We start from the raw sequence: 17791 nt of genomic DNA, 5'->3' as shown, positions 1-17791 counted from the left end.
TGCACAAAAACACAGTTTACTACGAAATCTGTATAAAATGAAAAATTGGACTTTCCGAAATCCAATTGTGCCTTATCATGTTGAAAGGAACAGAATGTAGGTCGGATTAGACATGAACGCATTCTTGAGTTTCACACGAAAATCGATGCTGCTCCTGCTTGTGGGGTTGGGGCTGGCGGGTTGCGACATGGTTGTCATGTCCCCCTCTGGTGACATCGCCGCGCAGCAACGGGATCTGATTGTCATCTCGACGATCCTGATGTTGATTATCATCGTTCCGGTCATTTTCCTGACATTCTACTTTGCCTGGCGCTACCGGCAGTCCAACACCAGCGCCCGCTATGATCCGGAATGGCATCATTCGACCGCGCTGGAAGTGGTGATCTGGACCGCGCCCTTGCTGATCATCATCGCTCTGGGGGCGATCACCTGGGTCAATACCCACAAGCTTGATCCCTACAGACCGCTCGATCGGATTGATCCCGCTCGGCCGGTCGCCGCCGGAACCGAGCCACTGGTTGTTGAAGTGGTGGCGCTCGACTGGAAATGGCTGTTCTTTTATCCAGATTATGGCATTGCCACCGTCAACGAGATGGCGGCGCCGGTTGATCGGCCGATTGCCTTCAAGATCACGGCGTCATCGGTGATGAATTCTTTCTACATTCCGGCGCTGGCAGGCATGATCTATGCGATGCCCGGCATGCAGACACGGTTGCATGCGGTCATCAACAAGCCCGGCACGTTTGAGGGCTTTTCCTCAAATTTCAGTGGTGAGGGCTTTTCGCATATGCGCTTTGCCTTTCGCGGGCTCGAACAGCCGGATTTTGACAGCTGGATTGCGCAGGTGAAGCAGAATGGCACCATGCTCAACCGGGATAGCTATCTCAAGCTGGAAAAGCCGAGTATCCGCGAACCGGTGCGGTATTTCGGGGCGGTGGAGGATGGGCTTTACCAGGCGGTGCTCAACATGTGTGTGCGTCCGGGCCAGATGTGCATGCACGACATGATGCATATTGATCGAATGGGCGGCGGCGGTCTGGACAGTCACGACAACAAGTCGAGGCTTGAACATGACAATCGCCATAGCAATCAAGTCGTGCCGATTGGTGCCACAAAAGCTGCAACGCTGCCAGACGCAGCGCAGCAGCAAGCGCATGAACACCACAGCATGCCGTAACCCGACCGGATCAGCATCCGGCCTGCGCGCGGAAGGGCGAATTTCGATGCGATCCGCTGTTTGAACGGGAGTGAGCGTCAAGCCGCGGCGACAGATAACGTTAACCTCGGGAATGTCCACCATGATCGGCGATAACAGTGCTAGCAGTATGATTTTCGGGCGGCTCACGCTGGAGGCCATTCCCTATCATGAGCCGATCCTGCTTGTCACCTTCATCGGGGTTGCGATCGGTGGCATTGCTGTGGTGGGACTGATCAGCTACTTCCGGCTATGGGGCTATCTATGGCATGAGTGGTTTACCAGTGTCGATCACAAGAAGATCGGTATCATGTATATCATTCTGGCTCTGATCATGCTGCTGCGCGGCTTCGCCGATGCGATCATGATGCGCATCCAGCAGGCGATTGCGTTTAATGGCTATGAGGGCTATCTGCCACCGCATCACTATGACCAGATATTCACAGCCCATGGCGTGATCATGATTTTCTTCATGGCGATGCCGTTCGTGACTGGTTTCATGAACTATGTGGTGCCGCTGCAGATCGGCGCGCGCGATGTGTCCTTTCCGTTTCTGAATAATTTTTCCTTCTGGATGACGACGGGTGGCGCGGTGTTGATCATGATGTCGCTTTTCGTTGGCGAGTTTGCGCGCACCGGCTGGCTCGCTTATCCGCCCTTATCGGGGATTGATTACAGTCCTGACGTTGGGGTCGACTATTATATCTGGGGTCTGCAGGTGGCGGGCGTCGGAACCACCTTGTCGGGGATCAATCTGATCGCCACCATCGTCAAGATGCGGGCGCCGGGCATGTCGTTCATGAAAATGCCGATCTTCACCTGGACCGCGCTCTGCACCAATGTGCTGATTGTGGCAACATTTCCGATCCTGACGGCAACGCTGGCCCTGCTGTCGCTGGATCGTTATGTCGGGACCAATTTTTTCACCAATGATCTTGGTGGCAATCCGATGATGTATATCAATCTGATCTGGATATGGGGCCATCCGGAGGTCTATATTCTTGTGCTGCCGGCATTTGGCATTTTTTCGGAGGTGGTAGCCACCTTCTGTGGCAAGCGGCTGTTTGGCTATGCATCGATGGTTTACGCGACCTGCGTCATCATGATTCTCTCCTATATTGTGTGGCTGCATCATTTCTTCACCATGGGCTCGGGGGCCTCGGTCAACGCCTTTTTCGGGATCACCACGATGATCATCTCAATCCCCACGGGGGCGAAGATGTTCAACTGGCTGTTTACAATGTATCGCGGACGCATTCGCTTTGAAGTGCCGATGTACTGGACGATCGGTTTCATGGTGACCTTTGTGATCGGTGGTATGACGGGTGTGATGCTGGCCATTCCGCCTGCTGACTTCGTCCTGCATAATTCGCTGTTTCTGATCGCCCATTTTCACAATGTGATCATTGGGGGGGTGGTGTTCGGGCTGATGGCCGGACTGGTCTATTGGTGGCCGAAGGCCTTTGGTTACAAGCTCGATCCCTTCTGGGGTAAGATGAGTTTCTGGTTCTGGCAGCTCGGCTTCTTCTTCGCCTTCATGCCGCTTTATGTGCTGGGTCTGAAGGGGGTGACCCGCCGCGTCAGCCAGTTTGAGGATTCCTCGCTGCAGATATGGTTCATTGTGGCGGCTTTTGGTGCCGGGTTGATCGCGCTGGGCATCGCCTCCTTTCTGATCCAATTGGTGGTGAGCTATCGCAAGCGTGATGAATTGCGGGATTTGACGGGCGATCCCTGGGGTGGACGCACGCTGGAATGGTCGACCGCATCCCCGCCACCCGATTATAATTTTGCCTTCACTCCGGTCGTTCATGATCATGACAGCTGGTATGACATGAAGAACCGCGGATATGAGCGACCGTTAACCGGTTTCCGCCCCATTCACATGCCGCGCAACACCGGTGCGGGGGTGATGCTTGCCGGTTTGAGTGTTGTTCTTGCCTTCGCGCTGATCTGGCACATCTGGTGGCTGGCCGGGGTGTCCCTGCTGTCTTTGCTGCTGGCGGCGATCGCCCATACATTCAACTATCACCGTGACTTCTACATCCCCGCCGAGACGGTGGCGATGACCGAGGACGCTCGTTCCAAACTTTTGGCCCGGTTGGTTTGACACGATGACCCAGACCCGTCTCGACACTGCCGAAACGCCGCAATTCTATCTGGTTGAAGATCATCATCCGGAAAACAGCACCATGCTGGGCTTCTGGCTTTATCTGATGAGTGACTGTCTGATTTTTGCGGTTCTGTTTGCCACCTATGGAGTGCTGGGCCGCAATTATGCGGCGGGCCCGGCGCCTGCGGATTTGTTTGACCTCAATCTGGTTGCGATCAATACGGCGATGCTGCTTTTGTCGTCGATTACCTATGGTTTCGCCATGCTGCAGATGCAGCGCGATGAGAAGACTGCAACATTGTTCTGGCTCGCAATCACCGGAATGTTTGGTGCGATCTTTCTGGCCATAGAAGTTTACGAATTCAGCCATCTCATCAGAGAGGGAGCGGGACCGGGGCGTTCGGCATTCCTGTCCTCCTTCTTCACGCTGGTTGGCACCCATGGGCTGCATGTCACGTTTGGCATTATCTGGCTGATCACTTTGATGTTGCAGGTAAAGCGCCATGGGCTGATTGTCGAAAACAGACGGCGGTTGATGTGTCTCTCCATGTTCTGGCATTTTCTGGATGTGATCTGGATTGGCGTGTTTTCCTTTGTTTATCTGTTGGGAGTGCTGGGATGAGCATTGACGACAAACAGCACGGATTGGAAAAAGGCGGCCACGACCTGCATGCCTCGGCGACGGGCGAGATTCATGCCAGTTTCAGCGGCTATATGACCGGCTTTGTCCTGTCGATCATTCTGACTGCGATTCCGTTCTGGCTGGTGATGGGAGATGTCTTCGCCAGCAAGCAATTGACCGCGATGCTGGTCATGGCGATTGCCGCCGTGCAGATTGTGGTTCACATGGTGTATTTTCTGCATATGAGCCCGCGCTCGGAGGGCGGATGGACATTGATGGCGCTGATCTTCACGCTGATTATCGTGGGGATTGCCCTTGCGGGCTCGCTATGGGTCATGCATCACCTCAATGCGAATATGATGCCGGTTACCCATGACATGATGAAGAATATGCCCTGATCCTGTCGCGGCCATGCCCGGAATAGGTGTGGGTGGCGCCCAGGGTTCCAGCGGGCAAATCACCGAGACCAGTGCGTGCTGCGGGCGTTGAACTGTGCGGACCTCGTCACGACTGCGCGGGGGGCAGGTTCCGATCTGTTTGGATCAGATCGGCGCTCGTATCATCTATTTTAACGTGGATCTTTGCCTGCTTGAAGCGGCACCAGAAATCAGTCCAGTGGAAGAATGGACTGATCTCCAAGCCCCTCCCGTTTCACAGGGGTCGGCATGGGCTCTGCGCGATTGATCAAGCCAGTTGTGACCTGAAAGCAGCGTCGAGGACAAGGCTGCACGACACTTGCGTCCTCTCAAAGGCAGTCAAAGCCGCGCGTTCTTTGTGATCGCCTCAAAGCGAGGACGTCCGTGTTGCTGCGGCTTTGACGGCGTTCGCATGCTTATGCCACAGTCTGGGAAGACCTGGCTGGGCCTTGAACCGAAACTGGGCCTTGAACCCAACCAGAGCGTTGTGCCCTCTGTCCTGGGAAAACCATTTATGAATGAGGGCTTAGAGCGCCGTGCGCCGTGTCGGGCGCAAAAAGATCGCGCTAGCCGTCTAAATTATGCGAAGGGGTAAGAATATCCCGTTGCGCACGACAGCGGCTGGATCCTCGCCCGGAGGTAAAACGACATTTCAGCAAATATTAGATGTAAGTGAGGTAAATAAATAATAGCTATCGGATTATAATATAACTTAAATATAATATAATGTATCGTTCTTTCTCTTATAAAAATTACTTGTCATAAGTATAAAAATGTTTTTTCATGCTGTTGTTAGGTTTGAGATTTAAAGCGAGAAAATGGATTAAACGAACGGCTATTTTTATTTACTCGCTATTTAAGCGGTCTTCAGTATTAGGTTAAAGCGCTCTTGGAGAGACTTTGCATGGAGACGATCCTTATTCAGTTTCTCGGCGGACTGACCGGAGGCTCGGTTTCGGGCAAGATGGTCCATCTTTCGGACGCGGGCCGGGTCATCAATGCTGCGACAGGGGCGCTGGGTGGCGTCGCGGGTGGACAGTTGATCAGCCATATTCTCGGCAATACCGAGGTTGCGACGGGTTGGGATCTCGGCGCGATCATCGGCCCATTCCTGGACGGCGCGCTGGCTGGAGGGCTTGTCCAAATCGCCGCCTGCCTGGTTCTCACCCGGCTGTTGCTGCATGATTGAGACCTTGCCAATCCGCATCCTCGCTTCGCCCCTCTCTTGCCAACGGGGTCGGATAGTCTCGTCCCGCGCCGCCAGAGCAAATAGGGGGCTCGCTTTTCTTAGTCTCAGTCTTACCAGACAAGCGGTCAAGCCGCGACCGGATATAAGCGCGCCTGCGCGCCCATGTCGGTCGGACAGAACTATGAGGGATCAATGTTGAAGATCATCGCTGTCCTCTCCGGTTTTCTGCTTGTTCTGCTTCCACCGGTGGCCCGCGCTCAAGCCTGTGGCGGAGCGCGCGCGACCGATGACGCGGCTTCAAAAATGCTGCAGCGACAATTATCTGCTTTGAGATCCATTGAACGGGCGCGCGGCTGCCAGTCTGGGGACCGGAGTGGGTTTTTCAATGCCTGTCGGGAAGTCGCGCTCAAGATCAACGCGGTTCAGCAACAGCTTGGTTCGACGACAAAGACCAATTGCACGCGCCCGCGGGCGAGGGAGGCAGGCCATGTCAAACCGCAGCGCGGTCCAGAGCGGGCGCCGCAAGCGGCGACGGCAGTGAAGCAAGCATTGGTGCGATCATCAGAGCTGGCGCCGAGAAAGCGCCGTGCACCGAAAAACGCGCTGCACTATTGCGTACGTCTCTCGGATGGTTATTATTTCCCTACCCCAAATTCGCAATATGGCCAGAAGGGGGGAGCCGACACGGCACTGGCGCAATGCCGCATGATCTGTGAGACAGAGGACATAGCGGTCTATGTTTTAAACGATCACAATGATGAAAGCGCCGACATGGTATCTGTCGCCACAGGCCAATCCTATGCCGATCTTCCGGTGGCTTACAACTACCATGGCGGCGCGGCGTTCCAACGCTGCAATTGGAATGGCTATGTGGCCAAGGTGCGCGCCCATCTCCTCCTGCGCCAGCAGTCGAAGCAGCTTGCCAAGCGCGATATACCGCTGCCGGACAAGCGTCCCGAAATAAACAGCGCAGCAACCGATACGCGCGTCTATTCTGATGACAAGCCGATGCCCACGCGCGTTCCGCGCAGCGTTGGCCCGAGCTTTATTCCGGATGCATCCGGTGACAGGATCGGGCGCTTTCCGGTCTCTCACGAAGAGACCGGGTTGTGATCCGGGCAAAAATCGTCTGAATGCTCTCAGCATAACCCAAGCATTGGCTGCGTTAGGCTTTTAAAGAAATCCACCCGGTGCAGGCGGGGGTGGGTTTTGCCGGTCAGGGTCAGGGATGACGGCTGCCATGCCCACCGATCGTCTTTCACGCATGCTTCGTCATCGGTCGGCCTGAAAAGACGTTTCGGGCCGACCGATGTGCATTGCTCGGAATCAGATTCGCAATAACCCGGCCAATGACATCCCTGGTCGGAACCAGGGACGTTGCGCAAAATCGCTCGACAGAGTCGATTCTGCTACACAACAAACAGCTAGCACACTGCTCCGGGACTGCGTAACTCCAGCAAAGAGGGGATATATGAGCGGTTTTTGATCAAGGCAAAGAGATTGCCCTTGGACGCAGGCGCCGTTTGCCCAGACAATCACAAGGCGCGCAATCCCCATGCCTGCAATCCCCATGCCCGTAATCACAATGCTCGCAATCATAATTCCAGAAATCAGGGGCGCGCACAGCTTCCGCAGCATACTGCGCGCTCTCTAAAGCTGTGGTCACTATTACTAGCAGTTTAACCTTTTCGCTGAATATGCGTTAATCGGTCGATGCTTCAACAGATCCGCGATCTGTCGGGACATCTTCATCCAGACCATCGGCAATCCAGAGAGAAGGAGTGATGACATGGAAATATTCACGACCGTGTTTTTGTCGGCACCACGCATCGGGCCGGCGCGCAGTGCGCGCAAGGCGGATGGAACCGTTGATGCGGGCTATGTTTTCTACGAATAGCCTCTGCGCCAGTCAGGGCCGCTCCATGCGGCTCTGCAGCAGTGGAGATCCCGATGATTTCACTATCGATTGTGTCGGATATAGCCGCGACGGGCTGGGTCGAAACCCAGGCTGGCTGGCACTGTGGGCCGAACCGTATCAGCCTCATCGATAATCGCTGTCTCAAGCGGGCGATGCTTGTCGCCGAAGACGGATTGATCTTCATCGTGGCCGAACAATCGGTTGTGCTTCCCTCCCTGTCCGCCTTGACGCGCCAGCAAGTGCTGTCGGCCTTTGCGCAAAATGGCACTGGCGATGGTCTGCTGATTTATATTTCGGACAATCGGCGGGTGACACTGGTGCGAACGGCCCATGCCACAATACCGCTTTATGTTTCCGCAGAGGCCGATCGGCTCAATGTCGGTTGGGATTATAATGCCGTTGTTGCGGCGCGTGGTGCGGTGGTGCTGTCGAGAAGCGAACTGCGTTGCTTCATCCTTTATGGTCCACAACTTGCGCAGGAGACCATTGTTATCGGCGTGAAGCAGGTGTTCGCCGGCCAGGCCGCCAGCTGGCGGATGGGTCAGCCACAGATTGACATTGAACCCATGGTCGAATGCCAGAGTCTGGAACAATCGGTTCTGAGCCCGGGGGCGCATGTCACTGCGGTTTTTTTGGATCTGATCAATCTGAGTTGTCGCGCATTGTTGCAGCATGCGGCGCGGCCCGCGCTCGAACTCAGCGGCGGTATGGATTCCTCCTGTGTGGCCGTTGCCCTGAAGGCGGCAGACATGTCGTTTCTTTCCTATGCGTTGCTGCATGACGGCAATGCCGGACATCAACAGAAAATCAGGCGCGAGGAATTGCTATCGCAACTCGATTGCACGGATCGCTGCATCTCCTCGCGCGTCTGTAAACCCTTTACCCGGCTGCAACAACACTGTGTCGAGGGGGTCGATTGCATCTCTGTTTATGACGATTTGTACTGGGACGGGATTCTGGATTGTCTGAATGCGATGCCCGGTGATAGGCCGGATCTGGTGATCACCGGGATTGGGGGGGATGAGCTGACGATCACCGAATTATCCGATGCCACAATGACCATCTCCGCACGATCCACAGAGGCTCTCGAAGCGCTGTTTTTTCATCAGGTGATCCCCACGCGCCGTCTGCCGGCGACTGGCGTCAGCCAAAGCGCTTTATCGGCGGCTTTTGTGCGCGCGCCGCTTTTTCTCCGGCAAGGTATATGGCCGAAAAACCCGTTCATCGATCCGCGATTGGCGCAGTTCGCACAGATGCTTCCGCTGGAGTTGAAGCAGAACCGCCTGCTCAACCGGCTCACTTTAGCCCGCAGCGGATTGAGTGATCACTTCATTCTTCCACGCTTCAAAGAGAATTTCAAACGGGTGTTCATGGATGATCTGATGGATTTCCGGGGCGACATTTATTGGAGTGAGAGTGTGCTTCATACCCAGATGATCGCCAATGCGGCGGTGCTCTCCAACGAGATCAGAGATTTGCAGGACAGTGGCCATACTGGCCTTTCCAACTATATTCTTATCAATGCGGTGAGGGCGGAGTTCGTGGTCCGGCATTATTGCCGTCACTGGTCCGCATGTTTTGCCGACTAGGCGGCAATGGTTAAAACACCAGCAGCCTTTGTCACTGTCAGACGAGCCAGCCAGCGAGCGCCGCTCGCCTCGCAAACCATGCCACGGCAGCCTCATTTGATTGAGCAAGCCGAGTGCAAGCCATTATTTCAGGAAGCCGTCAGCATCGAAGTCTTCCCAACCGCGCAATTGTGGCGTCTGCTTTGAAGCCGGTGCCTTTTCACCGGAACCGGTTTTTTTGGCGAGGACGCGTGTGTGTTTGGCCTTTGCTGCCGCACGTCTGCGGTTTTCAGCGGCGGTTTCCCGGTCTTGCACGCGCCACAGGTCGGGTGCACCTCGATCGAGAACATCCTCGACGAAGCGGGGCTCATAGACGTGAAAGCTGATTTTTTTGGCCCGCCCGCGCAGTTTTACCGTCCTGAGCCCGGCGCTCACCAGGCGACCATCCTTCAGCCATCGATGCCTTTCGCTTGCTGAGATGGACAGAATATCCTCGATCTCGCGTGGAATGATCGGCAGGCTGCGAATATCCTCCAAGCTTTGTTGAATGGTTTGGATCGCTGCCGCTGACAGGCTGTCTGGGGTGACCGGCATGCAGAAGCAAAGGGTGCCGCCGTCAAGCTCGATCGATTTGCGCTGGCTGAGCACAAGCTTCGCCCGTATGTGCTGCAAGATGCCCTTGGCACGCACGGCGGAACCCAGCGTCGCCTCGACGGGCAAGGTCCAGCTCTTGATCTTTTGCGCGCCATTGCATTTTTTAGACTTGGTCATGGTTAGAATAGATGGAAAGCGCAGACCCGAAAGTCAATCATCCGCGCGGGGATGGCTCAGCACCAAACGGAAACCATGGCTGCCGGCCTGCAACCGACGGGTGATTTTGGGCGATTACAACATGTCATTATAGGGCTTTTTTGTCTCCCCTACGGATTTCGCCAGCTCGGAAAAGGTGGTTGGCGCTGCGTTGTCACAGCTGTTGGCCACCAGCAGAATACGAATTGGAAAACACACGGCATCGCGCTGGGCGGGGGTGAGGTCTTCGACAAAGCGATCATCGCTGCGCGCGGTCACTTCAGCGGTTTGCAGCGCGCTTTCGATTTCGGTTCGTGACAGCAATCCCTTTTCAACCAGGGCGCGGTTGAGAGCGGCGATCGCCAGACAGAGGCCTTCAATTTGCAGATTGGCAACGTTCATGGTGGTCTCCTCCCAGGATGCAAGCATAACGCAATGACAGGCTGTTTTGATCCAGGCTGCAGCCCTCGCTCATTTAAGAGTGATAGATTGCTCACATAAGCGCCGGGGTTTGAACCGCGATGCGCGGCAGGGTGCATGCTGCGGGACTTTGGCGCCCGCGCAACCGGGTTTAAGGTCAGTTGCGGGCTTTTATTAAGGCTTCGATCTCAATCATCACCGGGGCATGATCGCTGGCATGGTTCCAGCCGCGCGGGGCGCGTCTGACTTCAGCCGATCGGAGAGCTTGGGCGAGGGTGGGATCGACGAGGATATGGTCGATCCGCAGTCCGGCATTGCGTTCGAATGCATTGCGCCAATATTTCCAGAAGCTGTAGAGCGTCTGCGCAGGATGCAGATGGCGGAGCGCATCGGTCCAGCCCTGGGCGAGGAGATCGGCATAAGCCTTGCGAACTTCTGGGCGAAACAGGGCGTCGCCGCGCCAACGCTCAGGCGCGTAGACATCGCGGTCGGTCGGAATGGTGTTGAAATCGCCAAGCAGAACCGCTGGAACGGCCAGAGCCAAAAGCTGCTCGGCATGGGCGTTGAAACGGCGATACCAGTCAAGCTTATAGTCAAAGTTGCGGCTGGGGACGGGATTGCCATTGGGGAGGTAGAGACAACCGACCAGGATACCGGCTACTGCCGCCTCGATATAGCGGCTATGTGGATCTGGGGTTAAACCGGGCAGCCCGATCTGCGTCAAGACAGGTGTGGTGCCGCGCGCGAGGATTGCCACACCGTTGAAGCCCTTTTCCCCGTGCCACACAGCCCCATAACCGACACGTTCGAGTTTTTCGAAAGGGAATTTCTCATTGGCCGTCTTGAGTTCCTGAAGACCAACAATATCAGGGCGGTCTTTCTCGAGCCAGCGCATCAAGCCTTCAAGCCGACCATTCACGCCATTGACATTGTAGGTTGCAATCTTCAAGGGGCCCCCACAGATGGTTGAACGGCGATGCCATGACAACTCTGACGGCTTTCGAAGGTTCCCAAACAACCCGCCGTTCGGGGTTAGGTTAAGCTGACGGTTTTCCTGAATGACACGTGTGTCGCTTGCTGTTTTATGGCGCGCGCAGTTTGCGCAGCAAGATATAGGCGGAGAGGAAAAAGCAGGCTGTGTTGGTGAGAATGATTGGCCATTCCATGCGCAGAAAGCCGAATGTTGTCCACAATGCGAAGCCGATAACTGTCACCGTGTACATGCGCGTCGAAATGGCTTCGGTGTCGGCGGTCCGGATGACCTTGATCACCTGGGGAATGAAACTGGTCACCGAGCATATCGAAGCCAGGTAACCAATGATCAGGGCAATATCCATGCTTGCTCAATCAAGGTTTTAGCTGTGGCCAGGGGCCTTTGAAATTATGTCTTGAGAGCCCAACTGCCAACGAGCCACAGTGTTCCCGGCCACTGCTTGCAAGAAGGCGGCGGATTGGTGGCGCTCAACACTGATATTGCAAAGCCAGACGCGGGCGACCGGTTGCGACCGATCGGAAACCTGCGGAACAATCGAGCTATTCTGCGGTTAGAAAGCAGAGGTGAAGCATGACAAGAGATATTTCCCCAGACAAAAGCGCCGGGGCGCGGTTGCGCGGCGCCATTCAGCGGGGTGAAAGCGGCGACAAGGTGCCTGGCGTTGACCCTGCGGCTGCGCCTTATGAAACCGATGCGGAAGCGGGCGGCACGTCACAGCCCGCGGATCGCGATCTGACGCCGCAATCGATGCAGCCGCATGACAGCAATGCGTCCAGTCATGGCTCTTCGCTGCGCGCCTGGCGGGGAAAAGCCACGAAAACCCCCTCGGGGGAGGCGCTGCTGCGGGAGGGACCCGCCTTTCTGATCTGGTGGTTGATGATTGCAGCGGGGATCATTGGATATTTGCTGGTTTCATGGATGTGGCAATGAGTGTGAAATCGGATAAGCAGGGTGACACAAGAGGCAAGGCTCCGCGGTTGTTTCGTTACATTCCGCGCTTGGTGCTGCTGCTGCTGGCCGTTTTGATCGTGATTTTTCTGGCCTGGTCATTCCTTGGCGGAGCATCGGTCTCCTCAACACGCTTCATCCAATCAAAACCCGGCGCCGCTGCCCCATCCCGGCCTGTCGAGCAAGCGCCAGGTCATAATGGCAGCCAACAGACAGGAACGGCGGGTGATCAGCCGGCAGCATCCGCACTGAGCCGATAATGCCAATTTTGCGGTGCGTGGATCAGATCAGTTCTCGGCCGTTCCGCCCCATCTGTTTTTGAGGATCGCCGGCAAATGCAGTTGGATGATGTAGACCATCAGCGACACTGCCCAGCCAAACATCAATATTCCACTGGCGGCAGTCATTGGTCCAAACAGCCGCGTTTTCAGGATTTCGGCAGATCCGCCAGGGCCGAGCGTTGTGTAGTTCAACATGGCTGTGTAAAACGCATCGCTGAATCTGCCGGCAAATCCCATCTGATAATAGGTCAAAGCCCAGATGCTGACGCTCAGGCAGACGCAGAGAAACAGCACCAGATAAAGCACGATCAGGGAGATCACCAGGAACAAAACCCGCCGTTCGTTCATCCGGGTGCCGATGAGATGAACGAAGTAATAAATCAAAAGTGTCGATAGCAGATGCACGATCATGACCATCAATCCGACCGCTGATCCTATGATGAAATCTGACAACATCGACGTCCTCCCGCATTTTATGTCTTGGTGTTGCTCCCTCCATAGGCGAGAGAGATTAATCCTCTCTTGATGCGATGAGGTGCTTGCACCTTGTTTTTGCGGGATGCGTTGCGTTCCCTGCGCCGATTTGACTGGGATTTGACCGGATATTGAACATGAAATGAAACAGCGGCGCCCGTGCAGGCTTGCGCAATCGACTGTTGTGAAACGCCAGTCGCCGCGGCGCCATTGCGCCGGGTGAACTGGGCGCAACCCGCGTTAAACGGGTCTTTGTTCGGCAAAAGCGTGCAGGGCATGCCGACCGGCTTGCGGCCAGCCTCTGGCTTTTGCTTACAGGCTAAGGTGGGAGAGGTGCTGCGCTGATGCTTTGCCTAAGATCGGCGCCGTGGTTTGACCACATGGTGCAGGGCCACGCTCAGCGTCGCTCAACAAAGGCTGGTTGCACCGCTAAGGCGTCGAGTTCGGACAACGCGTCTTGAGGCAGTTCAATCTGGGGGGCTGTGAGATTTTCGCGCAGATGCAGTCGTGAGCCGGTGCCGGGGATCAGCAGGATATTGGGCGAACGCCTGAGCAGCCAGGAGAGGGCCACTTGCGTGGGCGTCGCCGAAAGTTTTTCCGCGACCGTGCTGAGTGCAGAGGACTGGATGGGTGAAAAGCCGCCGAGCGGAAAGAAGGGAACATAGGGGATCTGCTCTGCGGCAAGCTTGTCAATCAAGCCGTCATCCGCGCGATGAACCAGATTATACTGGTTCTGCACGCAGGCGATTTCGGTCAATGCCCTGGAGTCCTCGACTTGTTTTGCCGTCACGTTCGACAGGCCGATATTTCGGATCAGTCCCTGGCGCTTCAGATCCACGAGAACGCTGAGCGGTTCCTCCAATGCGCCTTCTGCGGGTCCATGGACATCGAACATGGCGCGCAGATTGACGACATCGAGAACATCCAGGCCAAGATTGCGCAGATTGTCATGGACCGCCTGTGTGAGTTCGGCGCGTGAGAAAGCCGGATTCCAGGACGCATCCGCACCGCGTGTGGCCCCGACCTTGGTGACGATCACCACCGGATCGGCATAGGGATGCAAGGCTTCCCGGATGATCTGGTTGGTGACATGCGGACCATAGAAATCACTGGTGTCGATATGATTGACGCCGCTCTCGACCGCTTCACGCAGCACGGCAATGGCTTCGGCACGATCGCGCGGTGGCCCGAAAACGCCCTTTCCTGCAAGCTGCATGGCGCCGTAGCCCATTCGCGAGACTGGGTGTCCACCCAGCGCGTAGGTGGCGGCAATCGGGGTGTCTGGCATGGTTTTGTCTCCTGTTGCTTGGTTGAGCCTAAGCCGCAGACTTTGAACCAACAATCCGCTAATATCTGGACGGGTTGTCCGCCCTGGCGGACAATGCGCAGGGCGATCAGGAGAGATGCATGCGGGAAATGGCGGATGTCGAGGCCTTTTTACTGGTGGCACGGGCGCGTGGTTTCCGCGAGGCCTCGCGGATCAGCGGACGCAGTTCCTCTTCGCTCAGTGATGCGGTTAAACGTCTGGAGGGGGACCTTGGCCTGCGCCTTCTTAACCGCACCACCCGCAGTGTGTTGCCCACCGAGGCTGGACGAAGCTTGATTGAGCGGCTGGGTCCGGCTTTTGCCGAGATCGGCTCAGCGCTTGACCAGGCGACAAGTCATCGCGATCGTGCAGCTGGATCTTTGAAGCTCAATGTTCCAGCCAGTGCAGCCCGGCTTGTGCTGCCGCATATCGTGCCGGCGTTTCTTGTAGCCTATCCCGATATCCGTCTGGAGATTATCACGGATGAGAACTTTGTCGACATCATCGAAACTGGGTGCGACGCGGGTATTCGCTATGATGAGCGGCTGGAGCAGGACATGATTGCGGTGCCTATCGGCCCGCGTGAGCAGCGCTTTGCGCTTGCGGCTTCGCCGACCTATCTGGCCGCGCGGGGCACCCCGAAAGCACCGCAGGATCTGCTTGTGCATGATTGCATTCGCGGTCGTTTTGCGGGTCGCGCGATCCCGGCCTGGGAATTTGAACGCAATGGGCATGTGGTGCTCATTGAGCCCACGGGCCGCCTTATTGTGCAGTCCGGTGGGGCCACCGATCTGGGGATCGAGGCGGCGAAGGCCGGGCTCGGAATCCTGTATCTGTTTGAAGACTGGCTAAGGCCGGATTTTCAAAGCGGCGCGCTTTCACCGATCATGGAGGACTGGTGGTTGCGCTTTTCGGGTCCTTTTCTCTACTATCCGGGGCGGCGTCTGGTGCCCTCGCCGCTGCGCGCCTTCATTGACTTCGTGCGGGCATTGCCCCAAGCGGGGTCAGCAAAGGATCACCGGCGACAGACAGACGGGTGAAATGCCGCTGATGACCGGATAAGACGGACTGAAAGCCAGGGTCCGCCGATGCCGCAGGGTGGTTATAACAACGAGCCTTGCTGGGGTTCGAGGTTTGCGGGCGCGGGCCTTTCGCCGCGTCTGATCAGTTCCGTTCTGGCGCTAAAGCGGATATCACCATCGCGGTCCTGAAGAAATGCGTTGAGGGTTTGCGCGCTTATCCGGTCCCAGCCCTTGCCACGATCAGGGCCGCTTGGAACGCGCGGCAGGAGCCCAGGTTCCGCACTCCATGCAAGCAGTTGGTTCAGCGATGCGGTATTCAGCATGTCGCGCAGATGATGGGCGGTCACATAGGCATCGGGCAGGGCACGATGAGCGGGCAGGCCGAGCTCGTGCACCAGCCCTTTCGGCATCCGTTGATAGCGCAGCATCTGATTGGAAAACCGCGGCAGTTCCGGCCACAGCCGGAGCGCGCATTTCCAGGTGCAGATGAAGGGAAGGCCGCCGGTCAGCTGCGGCGTGCAGTAGCGCTGTTCGAAAGCGGCGCGATGGGCCGCGAGAGCACCGACAGCTGCATTGCGCAGGATCTGTGGCGCGATGTCTTTCCAGTGCGGCGCATCGGCGACCTGCGCATCCACAATATGATGGATGGCCATTGTTTCGGCAGAGATAGCGCGGCCGGGATTGACGAAACGAGCGCCGCGTTGTTCCGTCAACGCCCAGCGACCATCGGCGTTTCGCGCCACATCCTGCCAACCGATCTCGCAGACATCGGTGCGACCGTTGCCGGCAGTCTCCAGATCAATGACTCGAATGCGCTCTGATGCGTGCGGCGTGCCTGTTTCTCTGTTGCCTGTCATAACTCAAACCCGAGCTGAGATTGCCGGTCTTCAAAGCTGTCGCTGACGAGCGAGGACAGTGTGACACCGAGCAGTCTTACTGCGCGCCGGAACGGATAGACGCTGGCGAGCAGCGCGGTGGCGGTTTCCAGGATTTCCTGAGCGCTGGCGAAGGGGCGCGTTGCCGTCCTGCTGCGTGTTGCTTGTGTGAAATCGGAATATTTGATTTTCACGGTGATGGTCTTGCCGCTGATGCCTTTCGCCTGGCAAGCGTGCCAGACCTTTTCGGTCAACGGCTTGAGCAGGTCTGTGGCAGGACCCAGACCCTCCACATCCTGTGAAAAAGTATCTTCGGCGCCGAGCGATTTCCGCGGCCGATCGGGACGGACCGGGCGCGCATCATATCCGCGTGCTATTCCATAAAAATAGTCTCCTGATTTCCCAAAATGCTGGGTCAGGAACTGCAAGGACTGCGCCTTGAGGTCGGCACCGGTTCGGATTCCGAGCCGCGCCATCTTTTCGGCGGTTGCCGGTCCGACGCCGTAAAATTTGTTAACGGCCAGGCTCGCGACGAAGCCCGGTCCCTGCTGCGGCGGGATCACCGCCTGACCATTGGGCTTGTTGAGGTCAGACGCCATCTTCGCCAGAAACTTGTTGTAGGAGATGCCGGCCGAGGCATTCAGGCCGGTCACGTGCTTGATCCTGGCACGGATTTCGGCGGCGATCTGGGTTGCGATCGGTATATGTTTCAGGTTTTCGGTCACGTCGAGATAGGCTTCGTCCAGCGACAAAGGCTCGATCAACGGCGTGTATTCAGCGAAGATTTCCCGGATTTGCTGCGAGACCGCGCGATAGACCTCGAAACGCGGTTTCACGAAGATCAGCTCCGGACATTTGCGCGCCGCAGTCACAGAGGGCATGGCGGAATGAACGCCGAAGACCCGTGCTTCATAGCTGGCGGCAGCCACGACACCGCGGGCGGCGGCGCCACCGACTGCGAGCGGTTTGCCGCGCAGGTGAGGATTGTCGCGTTGTTCGACCGATGCATAAAAGGCATCCATGTCCACATGGATGATTTTTCGCAGGGCTGTGGGGTCGATAACATGCATGAAAAGCCAGATCGTGTCGCGTCGAACAAAGAAGGAACATAGCAGAGATCCCGCGATGATCCAAGCACTTTGCAAGGCGCAGGCGGGCCGCTCGGGCGGCATGTGGCATCAATTCTCAGGCATGCCATCAAACTGGCGTTACCGCCGGTGCCGAAAAAGCGGGAACAGCAAGCCGGCACCGCGCTGGTCCATTGGTTGACAGAGCGCAAATGCGCCACTGGTTGTGCGCGGCACGCAAATATCCTAGATCCTATCCTATGAAAATTTTCGCATCCGCTGACCAAGAGTTCGACGCGCGGCAGTGGTGCCGTATTGCTGTGTTGTGGGCGGCATGCTGACTGTAGCGATAGCGCTGTTTGCAATGATGCTCTGTGGACCCTTTGCCTATCTGGCGGTGAAGTTGCCGATGCCTAAGCCCTATAAGCTGCTCTATCTTGGGGTGATCGGCTGCGTCGCCGCTGTGACCATGCTGCTGGGGCGCCAGCTAGGTTGCTGCTGACTATGGATTGCGCTGTCTCAGCGCCGTGCGGTGCTTGTGATCAGGCAGGATCGGGCCCGTCGGACCGCGCAGCCATCGCGTCCGCGGCAGGCTGT

19 protein-coding genes are annotated in these 17791 nt (G+C 56.7%); 11 read left to right on the top strand and 8 right to left on the bottom strand.

Translation table 11 applies throughout. The annotated features are described in order from the left end of the window. Window positions 1-112: 112 nt before the first annotated feature. The 7 genes from cyoA (at window position 113) to QBD00_RS16670 (ending at window position 9039) form a co-directional block, all read left to right on the top strand. Entirely contained in the window at window positions 113-1177 is a 1065-nt protein-coding gene (gene cyoA, locus QBD00_RS16700; protein ID WP_151093371.1) for a ubiquinol oxidase subunit II, read from the top strand. 121 nt (window positions 1178-1298) lie between these two features. Further along, the gene (gene cyoB, locus QBD00_RS16695; RefSeq protein ID WP_318580067.1) at window positions 1299-3302 is read left to right on the top strand and encodes a cytochrome o ubiquinol oxidase subunit I; all 2004 of its coding nucleotides are present in this window, start codon (window positions 1299-1301) and stop codon (window positions 3300-3302) included. Window positions 3303-3306: 4 nt separating this feature from the next. Next, window positions 3307-3927 carry a cytochrome o ubiquinol oxidase subunit III gene (gene cyoC / locus QBD00_RS16690; protein WP_151093367.1) on the top strand — a complete coding sequence of 207 codons (621 nt, stop codon included), beginning with the start codon at window positions 3307-3309 and terminating at the stop codon, window positions 3925-3927. Continuing rightward, complete coding sequence (gene cyoD / locus QBD00_RS16685; RefSeq protein WP_151093365.1) at window positions 3924-4325, top strand: cytochrome o ubiquinol oxidase subunit IV; 402 nt, start codon at window positions 3924-3926, stop codon at window positions 4323-4325. The genes cyoC and cyoD overlap by 4 nt, the downstream gene beginning before the upstream one ends. Before the next feature lie 922 nt (window positions 4326-5247). After that, complete coding sequence (locus QBD00_RS16680) at window positions 5248-5532, top strand: hypothetical protein (RefSeq protein ID WP_151093363.1); 285 nt, start codon at window positions 5248-5250, stop codon at window positions 5530-5532. A 192-nt stretch (window positions 5533-5724) separates the two neighbouring features. After that, on the top strand, window positions 5725-6645 hold the full coding sequence (locus tag QBD00_RS16675; protein ID WP_191793508.1) for a DUF2865 domain-containing protein: 921 nt from the start codon (window positions 5725-5727) through the stop codon (window positions 6643-6645). Between the two features lie 837 nt (window positions 6646-7482). Further along, window positions 7483-9039, top strand: coding sequence for a hypothetical protein (locus QBD00_RS16670; protein WP_318580066.1), 1557 nt, complete (start codon window positions 7483-7485; stop codon window positions 9037-9039). 123 nt (window positions 9040-9162) lie between these two features. On the opposite strand, the gene QBD00_RS16665 is transcribed toward QBD00_RS16670, so the two are convergent. The 4 genes from QBD00_RS16665 to QBD00_RS16650 form a co-directional block, all read right to left on the bottom strand. Further along, a complete protein-coding gene (locus tag QBD00_RS16665) occupies window positions 9163-9789 on the bottom strand; it encodes a hypothetical protein (RefSeq protein ID WP_191793509.1) in 627 nt (208 codons plus the stop codon). 114 nt (window positions 9790-9903) lie between these two features. Continuing rightward, window positions 9904-10209: a hypothetical protein gene (locus tag QBD00_RS16660; protein ID WP_151093355.1), complete on the bottom strand. Its 306-nt coding sequence runs from the start codon at window positions 10207-10209 to the stop codon at window positions 9904-9906. A 175-nt stretch (window positions 10210-10384) separates the two neighbouring features. Then, window positions 10385-11176, bottom strand: a complete 792-nt coding sequence (gene xth / locus QBD00_RS16655) for an exodeoxyribonuclease III (protein WP_191793510.1) — start codon at window positions 11174-11176, stop codon at window positions 10385-10387. 133 nt (window positions 11177-11309) lie between these two features. After that, window positions 11310-11564 carry a SemiSWEET family sugar transporter gene (locus tag QBD00_RS16650; RefSeq protein ID WP_113496606.1) on the bottom strand — a complete coding sequence of 85 codons (255 nt, stop codon included), beginning with the start codon at window positions 11562-11564 and terminating at the stop codon, window positions 11310-11312. 227 nt (window positions 11565-11791) lie between these two features. Between QBD00_RS16650 and QBD00_RS16645 the strand changes: the two genes are divergently transcribed. After that, window positions 11792-12151 (top strand): hypothetical protein, encoded by a 360-nt coding sequence (locus QBD00_RS16645; protein WP_318580065.1) that lies wholly within the window; start codon window positions 11792-11794, stop codon window positions 12149-12151. Next, entirely contained in the window at window positions 12148-12429 is a 282-nt protein-coding gene (locus QBD00_RS16640; protein WP_151093349.1) for a hypothetical protein, read from the top strand. Before QBD00_RS16645 ends, QBD00_RS16640 begins: the two co-directional genes overlap by 4 nt. A 27-nt stretch (window positions 12430-12456) precedes the next feature. Here QBD00_RS16640 and QBD00_RS16635 read toward each other — a convergent pair whose 3' ends face one another. Beyond that, window positions 12457-12906, bottom strand: coding sequence for a hypothetical protein (locus QBD00_RS16635; RefSeq protein WP_151093347.1), 450 nt, complete (start codon window positions 12904-12906; stop codon window positions 12457-12459). 415 nt (window positions 12907-13321) lie between these two features. Then, complete coding sequence (locus QBD00_RS16630) at window positions 13322-14212, bottom strand: aldo/keto reductase family oxidoreductase (RefSeq protein WP_151093345.1); 891 nt, start codon at window positions 14210-14212, stop codon at window positions 13322-13324. A gap of 128 nt (window positions 14213-14340) precedes the next feature. Here QBD00_RS16630 and QBD00_RS16625 point away from each other — a divergent pair, with 128 nt between their 5' ends. Continuing rightward, window positions 14341-15270 carry a LysR substrate-binding domain-containing protein gene (locus tag QBD00_RS16625; protein ID WP_412535040.1) on the top strand — a complete coding sequence of 310 codons (930 nt, stop codon included), beginning with the start codon at window positions 14341-14343 and terminating at the stop codon, window positions 15268-15270. Between the two features lie 62 nt (window positions 15271-15332). Here the strand turns inward: QBD00_RS16625 and QBD00_RS16620 are convergent, their stop codons facing one another. Continuing rightward, on the bottom strand, window positions 15333-16109 hold the full coding sequence (locus QBD00_RS16620; protein ID WP_318580064.1) for an exonuclease domain-containing protein: 777 nt from the start codon (window positions 16107-16109) through the stop codon (window positions 15333-15335). Beyond that, window positions 16106-17197, bottom strand: coding sequence for a DNA polymerase IV (gene dinB, locus QBD00_RS16615; RefSeq protein ID WP_191793542.1), 1092 nt, complete (start codon window positions 17195-17197; stop codon window positions 16106-16108). The genes QBD00_RS16620 and dinB overlap by 4 nt, the downstream gene beginning before the upstream one ends. Window positions 17198-17528: 331 nt before the next feature. On the opposite strand from dinB, the gene QBD00_RS16610 reads away from it, so the two are divergent. Next, a complete protein-coding gene (locus QBD00_RS16610) occupies window positions 17529-17696 on the top strand; it encodes a hypothetical protein (RefSeq protein ID WP_191793511.1) in 168 nt (55 codons plus the stop codon). The last annotated feature ends 95 nt before the right edge of the window (window positions 17697-17791 follow it).

It is taken from the genome of Ochrobactrum sp. AN78, assembly GCF_029909885.1.
Lineage (GTDB): Bacteria > Pseudomonadota > Alphaproteobacteria > Rhizobiales > Rhizobiaceae > Brucella > Brucella quorumnocens.
The sequence above is the reverse complement of the archived record's forward strand: the minus strand, read 5'-3'. Positions and strand labels throughout refer to the sequence as shown.

Coding starts and splice junctions, on each gene's coding strand:
- cyoA (WP_151093371.1), top strand. CDS start 113: ATGAACGCATTCTTGAGTTTCACACGAAAATCGATGCTGCTCCTGCTT.
- cyoB (WP_318580067.1), top strand. CDS start 1,299: ATGATCGGCGATAACAGTGCTAGCAGTATGATTTTCGGGCGGCTCACG.
- cyoC (WP_151093367.1), top strand. CDS start 3,307: ATGACCCAGACCCGTCTCGACACTGCCGAAACGCCGCAATTCTATCTG.
- cyoD (WP_151093365.1), top strand. CDS start 3,924: ATGAGCATTGACGACAAACAGCACGGATTGGAAAAAGGCGGCCACGAC.
- QBD00_RS16680 (WP_151093363.1), top strand. CDS start 5,248: ATGGAGACGATCCTTATTCAGTTTCTCGGCGGACTGACCGGAGGCTCG.
- QBD00_RS16675 (WP_191793508.1), top strand. CDS start 5,725: ATGTTGAAGATCATCGCTGTCCTCTCCGGTTTTCTGCTTGTTCTGCTT.
- QBD00_RS16670 (WP_318580066.1), top strand. CDS start 7,483: ATGATTTCACTATCGATTGTGTCGGATATAGCCGCGACGGGCTGGGTC.
- QBD00_RS16665 (WP_191793509.1), bottom strand. CDS start 9,789: ATGACCAAGTCTAAAAAATGCAATGGCGCGCAAAAGATCAAGAGCTGG.
- QBD00_RS16660 (WP_151093355.1), bottom strand. CDS start 10,209: ATGAACGTTGCCAATCTGCAAATTGAAGGCCTCTGTCTGGCGATCGCC.
- QBD00_RS16650 (WP_113496606.1), bottom strand. CDS start 11,564: ATGGATATTGCCCTGATCATTGGTTACCTGGCTTCGATATGCTCGGTG.
- QBD00_RS16645 (WP_318580065.1), top strand. CDS start 11,792: ATGACAAGAGATATTTCCCCAGACAAAAGCGCCGGGGCGCGGTTGCGC.
- QBD00_RS16640 (WP_151093349.1), top strand. CDS start 12,148: ATGAGTGTGAAATCGGATAAGCAGGGTGACACAAGAGGCAAGGCTCCG.
- QBD00_RS16635 (WP_151093347.1), bottom strand. CDS start 12,906: ATGTTGTCAGATTTCATCATAGGATCAGCGGTCGGATTGATGGTCATG.
- QBD00_RS16630 (WP_151093345.1), bottom strand. CDS start 14,212: ATGCCAGACACCCCGATTGCCGCCACCTACGCGCTGGGTGGACACCCA.
- QBD00_RS16625 (WP_412535040.1), top strand. CDS start 14,341: ATGGCGGATGTCGAGGCCTTTTTACTGGTGGCACGGGCGCGTGGTTTC.
- QBD00_RS16620 (WP_318580064.1), bottom strand. CDS start 16,109: ATGACAGGCAACAGAGAAACAGGCACGCCGCACGCATCAGAGCGCATT.
- dinB (WP_191793542.1), bottom strand. CDS start 17,197: ATGCATGTTATCGACCCCACAGCCCTGCGAAAAATCATCCATGTGGAC.
- QBD00_RS16610 (WP_191793511.1), top strand. CDS start 17,529: ATGCTGACTGTAGCGATAGCGCTGTTTGCAATGATGCTCTGTGGACCC.